The sequence below is a fragment of the Amycolatopsis sp. NPDC000009 genome (genome assembly GCF_055563465.1).
On the sequence record NZ_JBVHDI010000004.1, the window covers coordinates 396,837 to 416,781 of the forward strand.

General features: G+C 70.4%; 10 protein-coding genes. 7 read left to right on the forward strand and 3 right to left on the reverse strand.

Translation table 11 applies throughout. The annotated features are described in order from the left end of the window. Positions 1 to 5 precede the first annotated feature (5 nt). The 7 genes from ACZ3HL_RS15415 to ACZ3HL_RS15445 all read left to right on the forward strand — a co-directional run bounded on the left by ACZ3HL_RS15415 (position 6) and on the right by ACZ3HL_RS15445 (position 16,682). A complete protein-coding gene (locus ACZ3HL_RS15415) occupies positions 6 to 7,157 on the forward strand; it encodes a WXG100-like domain-containing protein (protein ID WP_465531643.1) in 7,152 nt (2,383 codons plus the stop codon). Beyond that, a complete protein-coding gene (locus ACZ3HL_RS15420; RefSeq protein WP_465531501.1) occupies positions 7,154 to 7,621 on the forward strand; it encodes a hypothetical protein in 468 nt (155 codons plus the stop codon). The genes ACZ3HL_RS15415 and ACZ3HL_RS15420 overlap by 4 nt, the downstream gene beginning before the upstream one ends. Positions 7,622 to 7,658: 37 nt before the next feature. Further along, on the forward strand, positions 7,659 to 9,128 hold the full coding sequence (locus ACZ3HL_RS15425) for a TNT domain-containing protein (protein ID WP_465414251.1): 1,470 nt from the start codon (positions 7,659 to 7,661) through the stop codon (positions 9,126 to 9,128). Continuing rightward, on the forward strand, positions 9,129 to 11,375 hold the full coding sequence (locus ACZ3HL_RS15430) for an ADP-ribosylglycohydrolase family protein (RefSeq protein ID WP_465414253.1): 2,247 nt from the start codon (positions 9,129 to 9,131) through the stop codon (positions 11,373 to 11,375). A gap of 157 nt (positions 11,376 to 11,532) precedes the next feature. Continuing rightward, positions 11,533 to 13,548, forward strand: a complete 2,016-nt coding sequence (locus ACZ3HL_RS15435; RefSeq protein WP_465531503.1) for a YrhB domain-containing protein — start codon at positions 11,533 to 11,535, stop codon at positions 13,546 to 13,548. A 4-nt stretch (positions 13,549 to 13,552) separates the two neighbouring features. Next, positions 13,553 to 14,716: an ADP-ribosylglycohydrolase family protein gene (locus ACZ3HL_RS15440; RefSeq protein ID WP_465531505.1), complete on the forward strand. Its 1,164-nt coding sequence runs from the start codon at positions 13,553 to 13,555 to the stop codon at positions 14,714 to 14,716. 40 nt (positions 14,717 to 14,756) lie between these two features. Further along, positions 14,757 to 16,682 (forward strand): TNT domain-containing protein, encoded by a 1,926-nt coding sequence (locus ACZ3HL_RS15445; protein ID WP_465531507.1) that lies wholly within the window; start codon positions 14,757 to 14,759, stop codon positions 16,680 to 16,682. Positions 16,683 to 16,756: 74 nt separating this feature from the next. Here the strand turns inward: ACZ3HL_RS15445 and ACZ3HL_RS15450 are convergent, their stop codons facing one another. From ACZ3HL_RS15450 to ACZ3HL_RS15460, 3 genes are read right to left on the reverse strand one after another with little or no spacing between them, the layout of a single operon-like run. Further along, entirely contained in the window at positions 16,757 to 17,743 is a 987-nt protein-coding gene (locus tag ACZ3HL_RS15450; RefSeq protein WP_465531509.1) for an LLM class flavin-dependent oxidoreductase, read from the reverse strand. Positions 17,744 to 17,762: 19 nt separating this feature from the next. After that, a complete protein-coding gene (locus ACZ3HL_RS15455; RefSeq protein ID WP_465414264.1) occupies positions 17,763 to 18,614 on the reverse strand; it encodes a class I SAM-dependent methyltransferase in 852 nt (283 codons plus the stop codon). 16 nt (positions 18,615 to 18,630) lie between these two features. After that, a complete protein-coding gene (locus ACZ3HL_RS15460) occupies positions 18,631 to 19,938 on the reverse strand; it encodes a sensor histidine kinase (RefSeq protein ID WP_465414267.1) in 1,308 nt (435 codons plus the stop codon). Between the last annotated feature and the right edge of the window lie 7 nt (positions 19,939 to 19,945).

Here is a 19,945-nt window from a genome sequence, read left to right on the forward strand (position 1 = left end):
TGGGTATGGAGATGCCCGACGCGGTCAAGTGGCTCTTGCCGATCGTCGTCGGGGAAAGCTGGCCCGAAGGCGACGAGGACAAGCTCCGCGAACTGCGCGACGCCTGGCACAACGCTTCGAAGGCGATCCAGCCGATCGCCGACACCGCGACCAAGGGCGCCACCGAGGTCCTCGGCGGCTGGAGCGGCCAGGGTGCGGAGAAGTTCGCCGAGGCATGGAAGAAGTTCGTCGAGGGCGACGAGGCGTACTTCAAGTCGCTGGCCGACTCCTCGAAGGCGCTCGGCGACTCGTGCAACGCGACCGCGCTGGACGTCGAGTACACGAAGTACATGATCATCATCTCGCTGGTGATCCTGGCCGCGCAGATCGTCGCGATGATCGCGGCCGCGGCGGTGACGTTCGGTGGGTCGACGGCCGGGATCGCGCCGGCGCAGATCGCCACCCGTATGACCGTCCAGATGATCTTCCGGCAGCTGATGCAGAAGCTCGCGCAGGAAGGCTTCAAGAAGGTCGCGAAGGAACTCCTGGAGAAGCTTCTCAAGGAGGGCCTGAAGAAGATCGGCAAAGAGGTCCTGCAGAACACGGCGATGAACCTCGCCATGGACGCGGGAATCCAGGGCCTGCAGATGGCCAAGGGCGACCGCGAGAGCTGGGACTTCAGCAAGACCAAGGATTCCGCGATCAGCGGCGCCGTCGACGGCGTGGTCGGCGCGGGCAGCAGCAGTATCGGCAAGGGCGCGACCAAGGGCCTTTCCGACAGCGTCGGCGGCCAGATCGTCGACAGCGCGGCGCGGGGTGCCGTGCGCGGCGCGGCCGAAGGGGTCGCCAGCACGGTCGGGCAGGCGGCCGTCACCGGTGACCTGGACAAGCTTTCGGCCAAGGACGTCCTGATGGGCGCGTCCGGTGGAGCGGTCGGCGGCGGTGTCGACGGGGCGAAGAGCCAGATCGGCGACATCAAGGCCGCGAACACGCCCGGCGCCTCGACGGGTGACGGGCCTTCGACGCCGGATGTGGACACCGGTGATGCGGGGACGCCTTCGCGTACCCCGGGGTCTTCAGGTTCTTCGTCGGACTCCGGATCTTCTTCGGACTCGCGTTCCTCTTCGGACTCGGGCTCTTCTTCTTCGGACTCGCGTTCCTCTTCGGATTCCGGTTCTTCTTCGCGGTCGGACTCTTCATCGGATCCAGCGCCACGGTCCACTTCGGACGGTCCGGCGGCTTCGAGCCGCGGTTCGGACGGTACCGCCGATCCGCAGCGGACCGCGGACAGTGACCGGGTCAGCCAGTCCGCGACGCAGGCCCCGGAACGTCCGGCCGACGCCCCGGCGAACACCGGGGACGGTCAGCGTGCGGCGCAGACCCACCAGAACGCCCCGGCGGCCACCGCCGACAACGGATCCGGTCAGCAGCAGCAAGCCGCGGCGGGGAATCAGCAGCAGGCACCCGCCGCGCAGTCGCAGGCGCCGGGACAGACACCCGCTTCGAGCCCCGCGCCGAGCCCGTCCCAAGGGCCGGCACCGAGCCCGGCGTCCAGCCCGGGGCCGGGCCCCTCGCACAGTCCTTCGCCGAGCCCTTCGCAGTCCAGCGCGATGCCGCCCGCCGCTTCCACGGGCGCGCCGTCGAGTTCCGGCGGGTACGGCATGGCGTCGAACCCGGGTTCGAGCTCGCCCGCTCCGTCGGGTGGCTACGGCATGGCGCCCGGCGGCAACGGGCCCACCCCTGGCGGCGGTTTCCCGCCTCCCGGACACGATCCGTCCCGGCCCGTCCGGCCGAACGACGGCGTCCAAGCCGCGGGTTTCGCGGGCAACGGCGGACCACAGCAGCCACGGTTCGACCAGCAGCCCGGCCCGATGCCCTTCCAGGGCCAGCAGCCGATGCAGCCGCCGCCTCCGGGTGGTTTCGCGCCGCCTCCGCCGCCGCCTCCCGGTGGTGGCGGCCCCATGCCACCGCGAGGACCGCAGGGTCAGCCCGGCCCGATGGGCCCGCGCCCGCCGCAGCAGCATCCCGGTCAGGGTGGATATCCGCAGGACCGCGGCCCGCGCCAGCGTCCTCAGCAACCGCCGCAGCCCCCTGGTCCGCAGGGTCCGCCGAGGCCGCCCCAGGGTTATCAGGGCAGGCCTGGACCTGGTCCGAACGGCGGGGTCCCGCCGCGTCCGCAGACACCGCCGCCCGGCCCACCGCCGGGCAACCGCGGTCCGGCGGGCTATCCGCCGCCTCCGCCGCGGCCCCAGCATCCGGGCAACGGCCCGTTCCCCGGCAACCGCGGCCCCATGCCGCCGCCACCCGGTCACCACCCCGGTCAGCCGGGGCATCCGGGACAGCAGCCCGGCAGGCCGATGCCGCCCGGTGCCGAGCCGCCGCGTTTCGGTGGCCCGCAGCGTCCGCCGCATGTCCCGGCACCGCGCCCTGGTCACGACCCGAACGCGGGGCCCCAGCAGCCGCAACGTCCGCAGCAGCAGCCTCCGGTACGGCCGGTGGAGCACACGCCGCAGCAGGCACCTCAGGACCGCGGCGAGAACAACCTGCCCAAGGACACCGAGCTCCCGAAGGACGTCGAGGCTCCGAAGGACACGGACGTCCCGAAGGACACCGAGACTCCCAAGGACACCGAGACTCCCAAGGACGTCGAGACTCCCAAGGACGTCGAGTCCCCCAAGGACACCGACGCGCCCCAGGACGTCACGCCCGACGACAAGCCCACGGTCGACGAGCCGTACCTGACGGATCCGGACTTCCACACGGACGATCCCGCCGCCTACCGCGCGCTCGCCGAGACGCAGATCGACAAGCGCGGTTTCGACAAGGACACCGGGGAAGCGCGGAGCGAACAGGTCCGCCGCGAAGGTCTCGCCAAACGCGACGCCCACGAAGATCCGCGCGTCAAGGAGATGTCGGATCAGGGCGCGTACGCGGTGCACAGCTACACGCGCACCGACATGGCCGAGCGGATCACGCACGCCCAGCGGCACGGTGGCGCGGAGCTGGAGGCGCTCCGTCCACACATCGAGGCGATCACCTCCGGCCTCAACGAGATGCCCGCCTACGAGGGGCTCGTATCGCGGCGGGTGAACTTCAACGGCAACGAGAGCGCGATCCGGGCCTTCCTCGAAGCGCACGCCAAGGACCAGATCGTCTGCGATCCGCAGATGCTGAGCACGTCGCGGGTCACCCCCGAGAATCCGCACAGCACCTTCCCCGGCGAAGTCGAGATGCGCATCCAGTCGAAGACCGGACGCCATATCGAAGACCTCGCCTCCAAGAAGGAAGAACGCGAAGTCCTGTTGAAGTCGGCGACGCAGCTGCGCGTCACCGACGTCAAGATGGGGCCGGGGCATCCCGAGCACCCGCACTACAAGAAGCGTCTCGACGACGGTTCGCCCAACGACCTGCCGAAGTGGATCGTCGAATGCGAGGAGGTCGTCGACGGCGACGACCACCTGACCGCGGAGCAGGTGCAGCAGAAGGTCGCCGAGCGGCGCGACTACAACAACGCCGTGCAGGAACGGTTGGCGCAGGAAGCCGCCGACCAGGAAGCCCAGCTGCGCCGCGATCACCCGGAGCTGTTCCAGGGTCAGGGTCTCGCGGGGCTCGAAACCAAGGTGGCCGACGGCAAGGGCGGCTGGGTCGACGTCACCGACGCCCCGGCCCGCGAGCTCCCGAAGCCGCCGAGGGAACACGTTCCGGACGGTGGCTGGTCCGAGCTCGCGAAGCCACTCGAAGAGGGCGGGACGCCGGTCATCCACGCCGGTTCGACCGAGACGCCGCACCAGCAGGTCCGGCTGCTCATGGACGAGATCCCCGCGATCGGCGAGGCCAACACCCGCAACTACTACGCGCCCGAGTCGTGGAAGGACGGCTACCAGACGAACTCGGCCGAAGCGCTGGTCGCGTTCGAAGACCGGATGAACGGCGGAGACTCGGTCGCCGCGCCGTCGACCGGCGGTTCACCGCTGCAGCACGTCAGCGACCGGCTCGGCGGGCAGTGGTCTGATCGGAACGGTTTCGCCGACATCGCCCGTGAGCTGGGCGAACGTCCGGTCGGCGCGCGGACCGCGGTGGCGTTCGAGCACCACGCCGCCGCCGATCCGACCGCGCCGGAAGGCTCGCCGCGGGCCAAGGACCGGATCGAGACCAGGATCGTCGCCGCGGTGAACACGCCGCACGGCGTGGTCTTCGCCGACCCGATGACCGGGCGGCTCGTGACGCTGCCCGACGATCCGGCGTCGATCAAGGCGATGCCGATGGGCGGTGGCGACGCTCCGCACGTCCACCACTCGGAAGCGCCGGAGACGGTGCACACCGAAACCCCGGTCCAGGAGCAGGCGCCCAAGACCGAACTCGACATCGCCGACCGGCTCAGGGGCCCGGAAGAAACCCCCGCGCGAGTCGACGAGAGCTACCTCTCCGACGACGGTTTCCGTGGCACGCCGGAGGATCACAAGAGCCTCCGGGACCGCTACGACAGCACCGAACTCGCCGAGCAGGCTCGCGAGAAGGCGCTCAAGCGGCTCGAAGCCAGCCCGCTGAAGGACCGCGTCTCGCCCGAGGCCGCCGAAGCGATCTACTCGTACTCGCGCGAACACGCGTACGCGATCAACGAAGCCAACCGCAAGGGTGAGTCGCACCCCGACTTCGAAAACGCCCAGCGCAGCACCCGGGCGATCGTCGGCGCGCTCAACGAGCTGCCGGACTTCCACGGCGAGGCCATCCGCGGCATCGACACCAAGGGTGACATGCAGGCCGCCGCGATCATGGCGGCGCACTACGAACCCGGCCAGACCGTGCCCGAGCCGACGATGACCAGCTCGACCATCAAAACCTCGCCGGACACGAAGTCGAAGTTCGGCGAAGACGTCGAGATCCACATCGTCTCGAAGACGGGCAAGGACGTCTCGTCGCTCGCCGAGAACCCGCGCGAGAACGAGGCCATCAACAAGCCGGCCACCCAGCTTTACGTGCACAGCAAGGAGTTCAAGACTCCGCCGCTGGTCGACCGGCCGAAATGGGTCATCCACGCCGAAGAGGTCACTCCCGGCGACCCGCGCTACCTCGACCCCGAGACCGCCAAGCAGAAGATGGACGAGCGGCGGGCCCGGCACGCGGCGGAGGCGCCGGAACTCGCGCGTCTCGCCCAGGCGCAGTCGATGGCGCGCCTCGGCGGCTTCGACGAGCCGCAGACCCCGCACGTCACCACGGAGAACCCGGCGGACCACGGCGTCGCGGACGTCGAAAAGGGGCCCGAGTACGGCGAGCAGCCCGTCACCGACGACACGATCGAGCTGCCCGCCCCCGAGCGAGACCACTCGGCGCTGGCGGTCGCGACGAACCCGCCGAGTGAACCGGCGATCCACGCCGGTTCGGCGAGTCCCGAGCAACAGGCCGCGTACATCGCCGACCGGCATCCGCGGCTCGGCGAGGTCAACCCGCATTTCAACGACCCCGACGCGCTGGCGAACGGCTACCGCTCCAACTGCACCCGCACGCCGGGCGCGTACATGGACCGGCTGAACGGCATCGATTCGACCGCCGATCCGCTGCTGGTGCACGAGATGGACAGCCGCGGCACGCTGGAGCACGTCGAGGGACGGTTCGGCGGGGAGTTCTCCGACCGCGCCGACTACGACACCGTCATCCGTGAGATGCGAGGGATGCCGACCGATCACCACGCGGTCGTGGCGGTGAAGTACCTCGACGAGAACGGCGTCGAGCGCGGGCACGTCGCCATGGTGGCGAACACGCGTGACGGCGTCGCGTTCATCGACCCGCAGTCCGGCGCGCTGATGAATCTGCCGCATCCGCCGCTGGACGTGAAGCTGATGCACGTCGGCGTCCCGGAAGGCCCGGCCGCGCAGCACGCCGACGCGCACACCACGCGGACGGAGACCTCGTCGGCGCGGCCCGTCGACCCGCGGATCGCCTACGCCAGGGAAGACGGCCCTGACGTGCAGCCGTCGCGGATCGGGCCGGACGGCCGTCCGATCGTGACGCCGCCGCACGACGGGGGCTACGGCATGGCGTCCCAGTCGCTTCCGGAACCCCCCTCGCACGTCGATCCCCAGGCACGCGCGAACGCCGAACGGCTGCTGGCCACTCCGGAGTTCGAGGCGGCGCTCGCCGGACTGGACGACACCAGGGACCGGGTCCGGATCACGACCGACGACGGTGTCCAGCACGACCTCGGGCCGCTGAGCGACTTCATCCGCGACCATCTGCCTGGTCAGCCGAAGCTCATCGAGCTGATGCTCGAACCGAAGAACTCGTACCTCGTCGACTCGCTGCTGCACAATCCGAAGACGATCGGCAGCCTGCTCCAGCATCCGGACGCGATCCCGATGCTCGCGGACGCCCTCCACGAGGCGCACTCGAACGACAACCAGCTGATCGACCGCGTCGAACAGGCGGGGCCGGGTGAGACGCCGCTGACCCCGGAACAGCGGGGGATCGCCGACGCGGCGGCCGAGATGGCCGCCACCTCGAAAGTGGAGCACCGGGTCCACGCCGGATTCCCCAAGGAGCACATCGGGAACCTCGCCAAGATCAAGGAATTCCTCGCGCGGGAAGAGGCCGCTTGGGCCGGCAACCAGGGGCATCTCAACCGGATCGTCGCCGAGATCGCGGGGGAGAACGACATTCCCGGCGCCCGGACCGAACCCAAGACGGAAAGCCGGGCGCTGGCCAAGATCGCCAAATACGACGGTAACGCCGCCCGGCTGGTCGATCTGGTGGGAGCGAAGATCCAGTTCGACTCGGTCGCGGCCGCCTACAACGCGCTGAACAAGATCATGGCGCGTGACGATCTCGAGATCGTCAAGTTCGAAGACCGGTTCGCGAACCCGCAGGCGAGCGGTTACCGCGACCTGCAGATGAACGTCCGGCTGCCGAACGGGCACGTCGCCGAGCTGCGGCTGCACCTGAAGAGCATCGACGACGTCGCCGTCTTCGAGCACGCCCTGTACGAGGTCCGCCGGGACTTCCCGACGTACAACCGGGCGATGGACGAGAACATCCCCGATTCGGCGGGCGAGGACGCGAAGAGCAAGGGCAGGCTGACCCTGCAACAGGCGCAACTGGAAGCCGCACTGATCAATCAGGTCCGGGTGAGGTTCATGGATGGCCTGAAGCTGGGGCTGCCGAAGCCTCCCGAGGAGAACGCATGATCGAGACTCCGGCCTACTTCACCTACTACGCGGGCACCTACCGGGTCGACAAGACACCGGAGGGTGGTCTCACCGGCTACCTGCTCAACTCTCGCACCGGCGAGTTCGACGAGAAGCCGGAACACGTGCGCGAGGTCCTCCGGGCGATGGCGAGTTCGGATATCAGCAAGGTGTCCGAGGAGAAGTTCGTCCAGGAAACCGAAGTCGCCCGTGCGTACTCGCTCAAGGGCGAGGGTGCGGTCTTCGCCCTCTACGAGACGATCGACGGCCTTTACGCCCAAGCCGACCGCGAAGACCGCCGTCTCGCACCCCAGGAACTGGCCTTGATCCAGTCGCTGCGCAAGCGCACCTTCAAGATGTGGGAGGACGAGCTGGCCCGGCGCGCCGCCGGGGAGCCGCCGTCGTTCCGGGCGGAGCCGCGTTTCCCCGAATACAAACCACCGGCGGAAGGGGACTCGGAATGAGCCCGCTCAGCCGGCCGAACCGGGCGCGATGATTCACGTGGAACAACTCACTCCGGAACAACAACGCGGGCTGCTGGTCGAGATCGGCAAGCTCATCCGCTCGGGTACCGCCGACGCGGCGCATCCGGCCGTCGCCGATTTCCGGCAGGCGGGGGATCACACCGAACTCGAGGGCCACAACCTCACGCCCGCGCCCGAGCTGACCGAACTCTTCGGCAGGCTGCGCACCGGCATGTACGCGATCGGCCGGGGGACCTGGCTCCAGTCGCGGTTCACGGTGAAACCCGACGGCACCTTCGACTTCGACTTCACCCTCGACGACGAACCGGCGTGGACCAAGGCTCCGTCGGCTTCGGCGTACCCGGACGAACTGGCCGCATTCCCCCGCGAGGACGAGCACGTCCCCGACTGGTGGCGGCTGCGCGCGCAGCTGCCGTTGCGCGTCGAGTTCCGGCACGCCCGGATCGTCGACGCGTACACCGAGGGCGAGCCGCCCGTGGTGGACAGACCGGAGCTGGACGAGTCCGAAGCGCCGCTGATCGCGCAGTACCTCGAGCGTGAGCCGGCGATCCTCTCCGGCAGCGGGCTCGGGAAGGACATCTTCGATCCCGAGGCCGACGACGACGTCCCCGAGAGCTACCACACCGACGGCACCTGGATCTGGCACGCGTCCGTACCGCACTACCTGCGGAAATACGGGATCCCGCCGGAGCCGGACCTGGTCGCGCACATCCGCGGCCAGCGGTTCCAGCCGCCGTACGTCGAACACCTCGTGCGGCGGACCGCGGAAGCGGATCTCCTCGGCAAGCCGCGGCCGAAGCCGGGCCGCTCCGACGTCAAGAAGACCGAGGGCGACATCGCCGCGGAGCTGGAGACGTCGCCGAATCCGGTGCTGACCGACGAAGAACTCCTGGTCGTGCTGGTCAGCAGGCTCGGCGAGCACGCCGTCTGGCCGGAGGCCTACCGCATCGGCGACCGCGCGGACGGCGCCTGGTGCCTCAACTTCACCGAAAAGGGCTGGGAGGTCGCCGCCTATTCGGACGGCGCCCCGGTGTCGCCGAAGTACTTCGACAAGCTCGAAGACGCGTCGCATCAGCTGCTCGGCGCGGTTCTCCTGCATCCGGCGAGGATGACCGCCGGACACGAGACACCACTGGAGACGGCGAAGGAACTCGCCGACTGGCCGGTGCAGGCGGCGCCGGGTGAGCCTCCCCTCACCTTGCTCCGCAACAAGCGCGTGAGCCGGATGGTCGCCGGTACGGTCGTACTGCGGTTCGGCGAGGAGACCGGCAATCTGGTTCACCACGGAGGGGTACGGTTCGCCACGACGTCCCTGCCGCTGGAACGGGAGCGCGTCGGTGGGACCTACCGGCTGCGACGCCCGCTCCACGTGATCATCGGTGTCACCGTCCCCTGGGCGAACATGCCCGGCGGGGCGGTGGCCTACGTGCTCCCGAGGACCATCGCCGAGCACGTGTCCGACGGCAGCCTGGAGAGGATCGAGTAGGTGGAATCGGCGGAAGCGGTAGCCAAGGTCGAAGAGTGGCTGCGCGCGGTCCACGGTCCGGACGTGTCCGAACCGGGCGGCGCCGGCCTGCGCGTGAACCACGAGAAGGTCCTGCGCATCCCCGAGGGCTGGTCTGTCCCCTACAACACGATCGCCTTCCTCGACGAGGGTCATGCCGAGAAGGAGATCTTCCCGCCGCCGTCGGTGATCGTCCGCGAACCGGACGGCGAGCTGCGCCAGGCGCATCCGCAGCCCGGCGGGCTCAGCGTCCCGGTCGCGTTCCCCGGCCAGGAGGCCTGGCGCGAGGTCGTCGACCCCGAGTACGCGAAGGCCGGGCTCGGTGACCTCGGTGTCCCGCCGCCGGTCGTCGCGGGCTGGGTCAAGGTCAACGCGGAAGGCGTGCAGACCGGGGAAGAACGGGAGAACCCGGAGTACAAGGCCGGCCCGGTCCGCCGCGGTTACCCGAAGCCGGAGAACAAGCTCGAAACGCTGCTTTCGTTCGCCAGCGTCGGCTGGCTGACCAGGGAACAGCTGCTCGTCGGGCTGCTGCGCTGCGAGGTCTACGTCCCGCTCGACCTGGCGTCGGGCAAGACGGAACGGTTCTACTTCAACGAGGAACGCGCCGAACTGCGGGTGTTCAGCTCGACCAGGAACCTCCCGTCCCGTGAACACGGGTACTGGAAGGTCGACATCGCCACCCTCGCGGGTTACGAGAGCCCGCCGAACCTGGTGATCAACGGCGGTCCCGCGACGTTCGAGGACGTCAGCGGCGCCGAACTCGCCGAGACCGCGCTCCGGTTCCCGCGCCGGGGCCCTGGGGTCGACGTCAACGAGCGCTGCCCGGAGGCCGACCCGGAGCTGGAGGCGCTCGCCGTCGACACCGCCGCGAAGATGGGCCTGTCCGAGCCGGTGAAGCCGCCATTGGCCGCCGCCGAACGGGCCCGCCGCCGCGGGTTCGAGCTGAGCGCCGAGGAATGCCAGAAGACCGTCCTCGGCCAGTCGTGGCTGGCGCGGCTCCGGCAGCCGGAACCACCCCGCGGCCGCCCGAACGACCTGCGGGCCAACGGGCTGGCGCCGGGCTACGACAACGAGGGGCAGATCCAGCCGCGTCTGGACACCTTCGGCAAGTACTTCGAGCGAGACCGCTCCAGCTCGCGTTACGGCTGGCAGCGCGTCACGGGCGCGTACGTCGGCTTCGCGCTCGGTGAGGCGCTCGGCGCGGCCGTCGACCGGATGCGGCTCGACGAGATCCACAACACCTACGGCCCGGACGGGGTCACCGATCTGCCGGTCGCGTTCGACCTGCCCGGCCGGATCGGGCCGCTCACCCAGCGGCTGCTGTTCTACACCGAGGCCGTGATCCGCAGCCCGCATCGCGAGCAGCCGGAGAACCGCGACGCCGAAAAGGCGCTCGGGACGGTCGCGCGCAACTCGCTGATGCGCTGGCTGCACACCCAGGGCGCGCCGCTCGACAACGCCGACGGCTGGCTCGTGAAGGTGCCGGAACTCCGCGTCCGCCGCACTCCCGACGACGCCGAACTGAACGCCTATCACGCGCTGGCGACCATCTCGCCGACGGCGATGCCGATGAGCGGACCGGACGCGCTGGTCGCGGCACTGCCGGCGGCGATGACCGCGGCCGGGCCGGGCAGCGCGCTGAGCGGCGGCGTCCGCCAGGCGGTGCGCGACCTCGTCGCGGTGACCCATCCGGGCGAGGTCGACGTCGAAGCTGCGACCTACCTGACCTGGCTGTTCGAACCGGCGCTGACCTCGGAGGCGTTCAGCTACCCGGTCTGGAACACCTCCCGGGAGATCTTCAGCGACCAGAACCCGCACCAGCGGGGGCCGGTCTGGGCGGATCTCAAGGCGATGGTCGCGGAATCGGTGCCGTTCTTCGGCAAGCACGGCCTGCCCGATCTGCGGGTCCCGGAGCTGATCGGTGACGGCAAGGGCACGCTTTCGGTGCTGGGCCGCGCGTTCGCGGCACTGTCCGGTTTCGAGAACTACCCGGAGCAGGCGCTGCTGCGGGCGGTCAACCACTCGGGCCGCAGCGCGATCACCGGCGCCATCGCCGGCGCGCTGCTCGGCGCCCGCACCGGCATCCCGGGGCTGCCCCAGAAGTGGGTCGAGCAGCTGGAACTGCGTTACCTGCTGGAGAACATCGCCACGGACGCGTTCTGGCATTTCGACCGCCACTCGGCACTGCACGAGGTCGACGGCTGGGCCCAGCGGTATCCGCGCTGGTGAACAGGATGGGCGGCGGAGCTGAGATGGAAGCCGAAAATGACCGAAGGCGTGAACCCGCCCGGGACGCCCTTTCCACGCCTGTGACGTGGATGACCAGGCAGCGTCCTGCCGACGTCGATCGCGGTCGCGGGTTCACCGACAGGCCAGGATGGGGACGATGAACGAAGAGGAAGCCGTCAGCCGCGTCGAGGAGTGGCTGGCGGGCCGAGGCGGGGAGGGCACCGGCGCGTTGCGGGTGCGCCGCGACTACGTCGTGCGCGCGACCGACGGCTGGAACGTCACGTACAACACCGTCGGCTGGCTCGACGGGACCGACCCCAGCGCCGGCCTGTTCCCCAGCCCGGTCGCCTTCGTCCCGGACGACGGCGGTGAGATCCGCCTCGACCTGGAGCTGATGGCCGTTTCGGCGGCAGGCGAGGACACCGACGCCTTCACCCGGTGGACGGAGATCGTCGATCCCGAGTTCGACCCGGACGCGGTACCCGGCCTGCCCGTACCGAAGGCGGCGATCCTGCGCTGGGAGCAGCACACGCTGTACGGCGAGCCGACCGGCGCGGTCCGCGCGAACCCCGATCACCGGCCAGGGCCGCGATTCTCCGGCCGCCCGGCACCGGAAAGCCCGGTCGAGACCCTGCTCGGCTACCTGCGCGTCGAATGGATCACGCCGGAGGACTTCGTCCACTGGATGCTGGACCTCGACGTCCTGGCCCCGGCGAAGGACGGCCACCTCCAGGTCCGCGACTTCGGTGACGCCGGCGCGCGCTTCGTCGTCTACACCTCCGAGGCGCAGGTACCGTCGGAGTACACGATGTGGCAGCGAGTCCAGCCCCGCGTGCTGTTGCGGCGGGCCAAGGACAACCCCGGAGTCGGCCTGCTGGTCAACCCCGGCCGTCCGGAGACCTTCAACGTCTACCCGGAGACGCTGCGGCAGGTCGCCGACCTCGAGCTTCCGGCGGGCACCGAGCGCCCCGAGTCCGTCGGGCGCCCCGCGTACTTCAGCGGGGAGTACGAAGGCGCCGCTGTCGCGAATCTGCGGAGCCTCGTCGACCAGGCGAGGGACAACGGCTACCCCCTGAGCAGCGACGAGCTGACCCGCTACGTCCGCGCCTCGACGCTGTCGTTCGAGCGCTCCCGGGCGAAGTACGACGGCCGTCCGCTGCCGGAACTGCCCGAAGACCTGTTCGCCAACGGCCTCGTGACGCACTTCTACGACAACGGCGAGCCTCGCCCGAGCGCCTGGACCTTCGGGAAGTTCTACGACCCGACGCTCCCCGTCGGCAGCTTCGCGTACCCGCGGCTTCTCGGCGCGTACGTCGGCTTCGCGCTCGGAGACGCACTGGGTTCGGGCGCGGATCCCGCCGACGGCTTGCCGCTCGGCGGGCTGACCCGGCAACTGCTGTTCCACACCGAATCGGTGATCCGCGGCCTGGACCCGACCCCGGACAAGCCCGAGATCCCGGCGTCGCTGCCCGCGGGCGGACGGCCGGACGGCTGGGTCGCCAAGGCCACCGCGGCCGCCGGACCGGCCCCCGCGGAGTTCTCGGCCCTGCTGGCGACGGCGCTCGCCGCGACGGTGACCGGTGGCGTGCAAGGCCCCGCCGACAGCACGTTCTACGCGATGAAGGTCGTCCGCGAGCTGGTCGGATCCGCCGCCGGACACGAGGTCGTCCACGGCGCCGAACTGCTGGTGAACGTGTTCCGCGCCCAGCTCGCGGCCCAGAACGGCGAACCGGCGGTCGCGAACTTCCTCGAAGGCTTCGACGAGTACAGCGGCGAGGTCGGCGAGCTGGTCAAGACCGTGCTCGACCTCCGCGACGACGTCGACGGTGATGACGTCGAGCAGTTCGAGAGCATCGGCGACGGCCGGACACCGCTTTCGGTGCTCGGCCGGGCGCTGTTCGCCGCCGCGAAACGGGGTTACGACGCCGAGGCGGCGCTGGCGCTGGCCGCCCGCGGCGGCACGGTGACCGCGGCGCTGACCGGGGCGATGGTGGGCGCCAGGCTCACCGTGCCCGGTCTGCCGGAGTCCTGGCTCGCCGCGTTCGCCGACCTCGGCGTCGTCGACGCCATGGCGGGCGACGCGTATTACTACTTCAACCGCTTCGGCCTGCCCCGCGAGCCCGAAGAGCGGCGACGCTGGGACGCGAACCGGTATCCACGAGGAGATCAGTAGAGAAATGCGCGAGTGGCTTCAACATCCGGCGACCAGGTCGCGGCTGCGCGGCAGCCTGTTCGCCGGGGCGATCGGCGACGCGCTCGGCGCGAAGACCGAGTTCGACTCGATCGACCGTATCCGCGAGATCGCCGGACCCGCCGGGATCACCGACCTCATCCCCGCGTACGGCGGCGTCGGGCGGATCACCGACGACACCCAGATGACGCTGTTCACCCTGGAAGGCCTGATCAGGGCCCATGCCGCCGCCCGCCGGGAGCAAGGGACCTTTACTACCAGCCGGAGGCAGCAGGGGACCTTTGCTACCGCTGCTACCGCTGCTACCACTCCCGTCGAGCAGTCGCTCCAGCTGGCCTACCAGCGCTGGCTGCACACCCAGGGCGTCTCGTGGGAGCGGGCACGCGGCCCGCAGGACACGAGCGCGGAACCGGACGGCTGGCTGATCACGAACCGCGAGCTGTTCAGCCGTCGCGCGCCCGGGCTCACCTGCTTCGGCGAGCTGGAGGCGTACGGCAAGACGGGCGTGCGCGCCGGCATGGACAAGCCGGTCAACAACTCGAAGGGCTGCGGCGGGATCATGCGCGCGGCACCGGTCGCGCTGTGGTCGGACGACCTGGCCGAGGTGTTCCGGCTCGGCGCCGAGAGCGCGGCACTGACGCACGGTCACCCGAGCGGGTATCTCTCGTCGGGTGCTTTCGCGGTGATCGTGCGCGAACTGCTGGCCGGGAAGCCGCTGCTCGACGCCATCGCGACCGCCCGTGCCGAGCTGGAGAGGTACCAGGGGCACGAGGAGCAGAGCGTGGCGCTCGATCAGGCACTCGCCCTCTCACGGGAAGGTGCCCCGACGCCGGAGAAGCTCGAATCGCTCGGGCAGGGGCACATCGGCGAAACCGCGCTCTCCATGTCGGTCTACGTCGCCCTGACCACCACGGACGCGAACACCGCGCTGCTCGCGTCGGTGAACCACAGCGGCGACAGCGACTCGACGGGGTCGGTCTGCGGGAACCTCGTCGGCGCGATGTACGGCGAACAGGCCTTGCGGACGGACTGGCTCGAGAAGCTGGAATTGGCCGAGGTGATCGGACGGCTGGCGGACGACGCGCTCGCGGAGTTCGGCGGGAACGCACCGGGTGACGACCGGTGGTACGCCCGCTATCCGGCCCACTAGATTTACCTCCGGTTTGGGGTATTTGGGGAGGGGACACATAGTGCGTTACCGGGTTCAAGCGGCGGAGCGGCCGGATGGCCTGTACGCCGTCTGGGGGGACACCGTCTTCGCGGCCCAGCGGTCGACCGAAGACGGCACGCTGCTGCTCATCGCGCCGCCGGGGGAAGCGGCGCCCGAGGGTTTCGATCGCGACTGGAACGGCCGCCCGGCCCGGGTCGTGCTGAACGGCGAGGTCGGCGCGACCTTCAGCCTCCAGTCGTACGGCCGGTTCGACGACGAGCACTTCCAGATCGCGCCGAGCTCCGGCGGCGGCGACCTGACCTTGCGCTGGGCGGGCGAGGACGCGGCCCGCGCGGCCGAACTGGGCCTGACGGACTTCTCGACCACCGCCTCGCCGTCGCGGCTGACGGCGTTGTGGCAGACCAGGCACGATTTCGTCGAGACACCCGAAGCCCGGCCGTCGATCGGCACGGGTGACCAGGGCGCGCTGCTGCGTGCCATCGGCCGGACCCTGCTGCGGGTGCTGCCGCCGGGCTGGCAGCGTGTCGGCGCCCAGTTCCGGCAGGTCGGCGACTACTCCGAACTCGAGGTCCGCTCGGTCGGCGACGAGGGCAACGGCCCGGTGTCGGTGTCGATCGCGGCCCCGCCGGAGCTCGGTTCGCTGTTCGCGCGGTTGCGCGCGGCGATGCACCAGCCCGAGACCGGCACCTGGTTCCAGGGCACCTTCACGCTCGACTCGGAATCGCATTTCGACTTCGACTTCGACGCCGAGCAGGAACCGACCTGGCGGCTCGCGCCGAACGAGGGCGGGAAGCCGTCGCCGCGCGCGTACGCGACCGAGCTCGCCATCTTCCCGCGCGACACCAAGCACGTCCCGGCCTGGCTTTCGGCCAAGGCGGGACTGCCGCTGGACGTCGTGTTCCGGCACGCGAAGGTCGTCGACGCGCACAACGAGGGCGAACGCCCGGTCGTCAACCGGCCGCCGGTGCCACCGGACCTGATGCGCGGCGTCTTGGACTACCTCTTCCGCTCACCCGTGGCGCTGACCCGGCCGGGTCCGCAGCCCGACATCTTCACCCCGAACGGCCCGCCGGACGTGCCGAACGCCTTCCACACCGACGGCGTGTGGATCTGGCCCGCCGCGGTCCCGCATTACCTGCGCAAGTACGGGGTGCCGCCGGAGCCGGAACTGATCGAGCACATCCGGGCCGCCGGATTCCGGCCGCCGCTGGTCGGCGAGCTGGTGCGGGCGACCGCGGAGGCGGAGATCGTCGGCAAGCCGCGGCCGCCGCAGACCGCCGCGGACCTGCCGGACGAAAGTGCCCGCACCCGCGTCGAACGCGACGGTGAACCCGCGCGCGACATCCGGGCCGTCGAGGTGCTGGACGTCCTCTACCAGCGGCTGGCCGAGCACGGGGTGGCGCCGACGGCCTACCGGATCGGCGCTAACGCGGTGCCGGAGCCGGGGCTCTGGACCCTGCGCCGCACCGAGAGCGGCTGGGAGGTCTCGCGTCCGCCGACGGACGAGCCGGTGGCGTTCGCCAAACTCGAAGAGGCGGCGCGGTTCTTCCTCGGCACCCTGCTGCTGTACCCGGCGCGAGGCGCGATGGGCGCGAACGAGGAGTCCGACAACCCCGCCGACTGGCCGATCCTGCCGCTGCGCGGCGAACCGCCGCTGAACTTCTTCCGCCGCAAGCGGATCGTCGTCCTGCCGTCGGGCACCACGGTGCAGCGGTTCGGCAACGAGACCGGCAATCTCGTGCACGCCGAATCGGCGCGGTTCATCGAGACGTCGCTGGCCGCGGACCGCGAACGGGAGCGCCGGCTCTACCGCGTCGTGCGGCCGCTGCGTGTGGTCACCGGCATCACCGCGCCGTGGAACGGGACGCCGGGCGGGGCCGTGGCCTACGTGCTGCCCCGGCCGATCGCCCAGCACCTCGAAACCGGCGCGCTTTCCCGCGTCTGACCACCCGCGTTTCGTCCTCTGGATGCGGTCCTTGCACACGCAACTACCGCATCCAGAGGACTAAATGCAGGGAGTCAGAAGGCCTTCGCGACCAGCTCGTAGGACCGGGCCCGCGCGGCCGCGTCGTACACCGGTGCCGTCAGCATCAGCTCGTCGGCACCGGTGGCCGCGGCGAAGTCCTTCAGCGACCGCACCACCTTCTCCGGTCCGCCGTGCGCCTGCGCGGCGGTGAACTGCGCGATCAGCTCCTTCGACTCCGGGGTGAACTCGTGCGCGGCCGCCTGCTCCCTGGTCGGGAAGGCGAGGTCGCCGCCCTCGCCGTTGAGCAGGTACGACTTGATCACCGCGCACGGCCCGGCGACGTAGGCCGCTTCGGCGTCCGTATCCGCGCAGATGGTCTCGACGCAGAGGATCACGTACGGCTCTTCGCGCCACTGAGACGGCTTGAAGTTCTCGCGATACGTCCGCAGCACCTCGGCCGTGTTCTGCGGACGGATGTGGTGCGCGACCGCGATCGGCAGGCCGAGCTCGGCGGCGAGGAGAGCGCCGGCCGCACTGGAGCACAACAGCCACGGCTCCGGCGTCGGGACCTCGCCGGGCAGCACCCGGATCCCGGTCTCCCCGGCCAGATGGCGCAGCAACTCGGCGACGTCGGCGCGGTATTCGTCGTCCGTCGCCGGATCCGCGCCCCGCCGCAACGCGCGGACGATCTTCTCGTCGAAGGTGCCGGGACCACGCCCGACGCCGAGGTCGATCCGGCCGGGGTGCAGCGCGGAAAGCGTCGCGAACTGCTCGGCGACCGCCAGCGGGGCGTGGTTCGGCGCCATCACCCCGCCGGAGCCGATCCGGATCGACGACGTCACCGCCGCCAGATGCGCGGCCAGCACCGGCGGCGAAGCCGTGGCGATGGCGGGCGAGCCGTGGTGTTCCGCGATCCAGACGCGGTGATACCCCAGTTCCTCCAGTTTCGTGGTGACGGTGGCCGTCGACGCGAGTACTTCGGTGGCCGCGCGGCCGTCCTCGACGATGGCGAGTTCGAGCGCGGAAAGCGGGATCCCCATGCCCCCAACGTAGCCAACTTCAGGACGCGGTGATCAGCACCGCGGGCGACCACCAGTAGTCCGCGAGCGGCTCGATCCGGATGCCGGCGAAGCCCGCTTCCTTCAACTGCGAAGCCCAATCGGTGGCGGGCTGCTCCCAGTTCGTGCGGTCCGCCCCCGGTTTGACCAGGCCGAGCAGGATCGGCAGCAGGAACCCCTGTGCCACCAGCGAGGCCTCCTTGCCGTATTCCGAGATCCCGCGTTCGTAGCGCGTGACCAGGGAAAGCAGGTACTCGGGGGAGTCTTCGTCGTAGTCGGGCACGTCGAACTCCGCGAGCACCAGACACGCCGTGCGCGGCCGGAGCGCCCGCAGGACCTCGGTGCGCTCGCCGGTCGGGATCGACTGGAGTGCGAAGGTCGACTGCGTCAGCTGCCACTGCCGGTCGTCGTCGCGGGCGAGGAACTCCTGCGCGGTGGCGTCCCAGGTGTGCAGGCCGTGCGTGCCGTCGAGTTGCTTCCGCGTTTCCGCGAGCAGCGCGCTCGACGGCTCGACCAGGTCGATCCGGCCCGGTTGCCGGTCCGCCTGTTCGAGCGCGGGGACGACGGCGAGCCCGTCGCCACAGCCGAGGTCGAGCAGCGAACCGACACTGCCGTAGCGCCGGGCGAGCATGGCGCTGAGCTGACGGTAGAGCTTGACGTTCCCTCCGCCGCGGATGAACGCCGTGAACGCGGCGGGCTGGTCGTACACCCCTCCACCGCCGCCCTCGGTCAGGTACCGGTGCAGTTCGATGCCGAGTGTGGATCCGGCACGCTCGGCGAGGTCCGCCGCCGTGGCGCGGTCACCGTCGCGGTACGCGGTGAGCGCTTCGGCCAGGACGTCCGTTTTCTTCATGTTCTCCTGTTTACCGTCAGAAAGGCACCCAAAGGGTGACTCTGGTGCCATTGCCCGGAGCCGACTCCACCCGCGCGGTCCCGCCGACCTCGTTCAGCCGGGCGGTGATGGACTCGCTGATCCCGAAACCGGCGGGCCGGGAGTCGAGACTGAACCCGGCGCCGTGATCGCGGGTGATCACCGCGACGCCACCTTCCTGCTCCTCGACCCGGACGACGACCTTGTCCGTCCCGGCGTGTTTGAGGGTGTTGCGCAGGGACTCGCGGACGGCGTCGCGGATGGCGATCTGCCGGACCTCCGAAAGCGTGTCGTCGTCGAGCTCGGCGATCACGAGCTGGGCGCGCAGCCCGTCCCGCGCCATCTCCGCCGCCAGCGACGCGAGCTTTTCGCCCAGCGGCCGCGAGCCGGCCTCCGACCGTTCCGAAGCCTCGGTCTCGATCGTCCGCCGCAGCTCCAACGACTGCGCCCGCGCCAGGCGCTGTACCTCGTCGAGCCGGGTGGCCGGGTCGCCCTTGTTGGCCAGTGCGATCGCTTCGAGGGTCTGCAGCACGGAGTCGTGGAGCATCCGGTGCTGGCGGGCGCGTTCGGCGATGCGGCCGTTGCGGATGCCGTACGCGAGGGCGAGCCGCGTACCGAGCCCGATCAGGACCAGGGCGCCGCTCGCGGTGAAGAGGACGCCGAGGATCGACGGGAAGGTGGCCATGGCGTCGCCGGGCGCGGCTTGGCCGGTGCCGAGCAGGGACGCGAGCATCCGCACCGGGAAGCTGCCGACGGCGAGCGCCGCCGCGGCCGGCATGCCGAGCGCGAGCGCCAGCAGGGCGACCTCGCCGAGCAGGTGCTTGCCGGGTATCGCCATCGCCTCGGTGAACACCGACGCCGGCACGAGCGCCCCGACCGCGAGCGGCGCGAGCAGCGTGAACACGAGGTCGATCGCCAGCAGCCGGGCCGCGAACTGCGGCCGGAACGGCGCCGAGCGCAGCATCCACCGGATGCCGTACAGCGAGAGCCCGGCCGAGCCGAGCGCCACCAGCCCGACCGGCCCGATCCCGATCATGCCGTGCGTGGAGACGTAGACGCCGAACGCTCCGGGCACCGCGAAGAGCCGGTAGACCAGCGGGACGAGGGCGACGTAGCGGGCGGCTCTGAGCAGCAGGTTGTCGCGATGGGCCGTGTCGATGGGCCCCGACATGTGCTGGATCCGCCGGAGCGCGCGCATCGGTGTCGGGTCGCCGACCTCGTCCGACAGCTCGCTCGTCGCCGTCGCCAGCGCGGGCGCGCCACGACGCAGCAATGTCACCAGGAAACTGGGCGGCCGCTTCGCCATGGATTTT

Excerpts from the sequence above, each read along its gene's own strand:
- ACZ3HL_RS15440 (WP_465531505.1), top strand. The coding sequence starts at position 13,553 with ATGCGCGAGTGGCTTCAACATCCGGCGACCAGGTCGCGGCTGCGCGGC.
- ACZ3HL_RS15435 (WP_465531503.1), top strand. The coding sequence starts at position 11,533 with ATGAACGAAGAGGAAGCCGTCAGCCGCGTCGAGGAGTGGCTGGCGGGC.
- ACZ3HL_RS15420 (WP_465531501.1), top strand. The coding sequence starts at position 7,154 with ATGATCGAGACTCCGGCCTACTTCACCTACTACGCGGGCACCTACCGG.
- ACZ3HL_RS15455 (WP_465414264.1), bottom strand. The coding sequence starts at position 18,614 with ATGAAGAAAACGGACGTCCTGGCCGAAGCGCTCACCGCGTACCGCGAC.
- ACZ3HL_RS15460 (WP_465414267.1), bottom strand. The coding sequence starts at position 19,938 with ATGGCGAAGCGGCCGCCCAGTTTCCTGGTGACATTGCTGCGTCGTGGC.
- ACZ3HL_RS15450 (WP_465531509.1), bottom strand. The coding sequence starts at position 17,743 with ATGGGGATCCCGCTTTCCGCGCTCGAACTCGCCATCGTCGAGGACGGC.
- ACZ3HL_RS15415 (WP_465531643.1), top strand. The coding sequence starts at position 6 with ATGGAGATGCCCGACGCGGTCAAGTGGCTCTTGCCGATCGTCGTCGGG.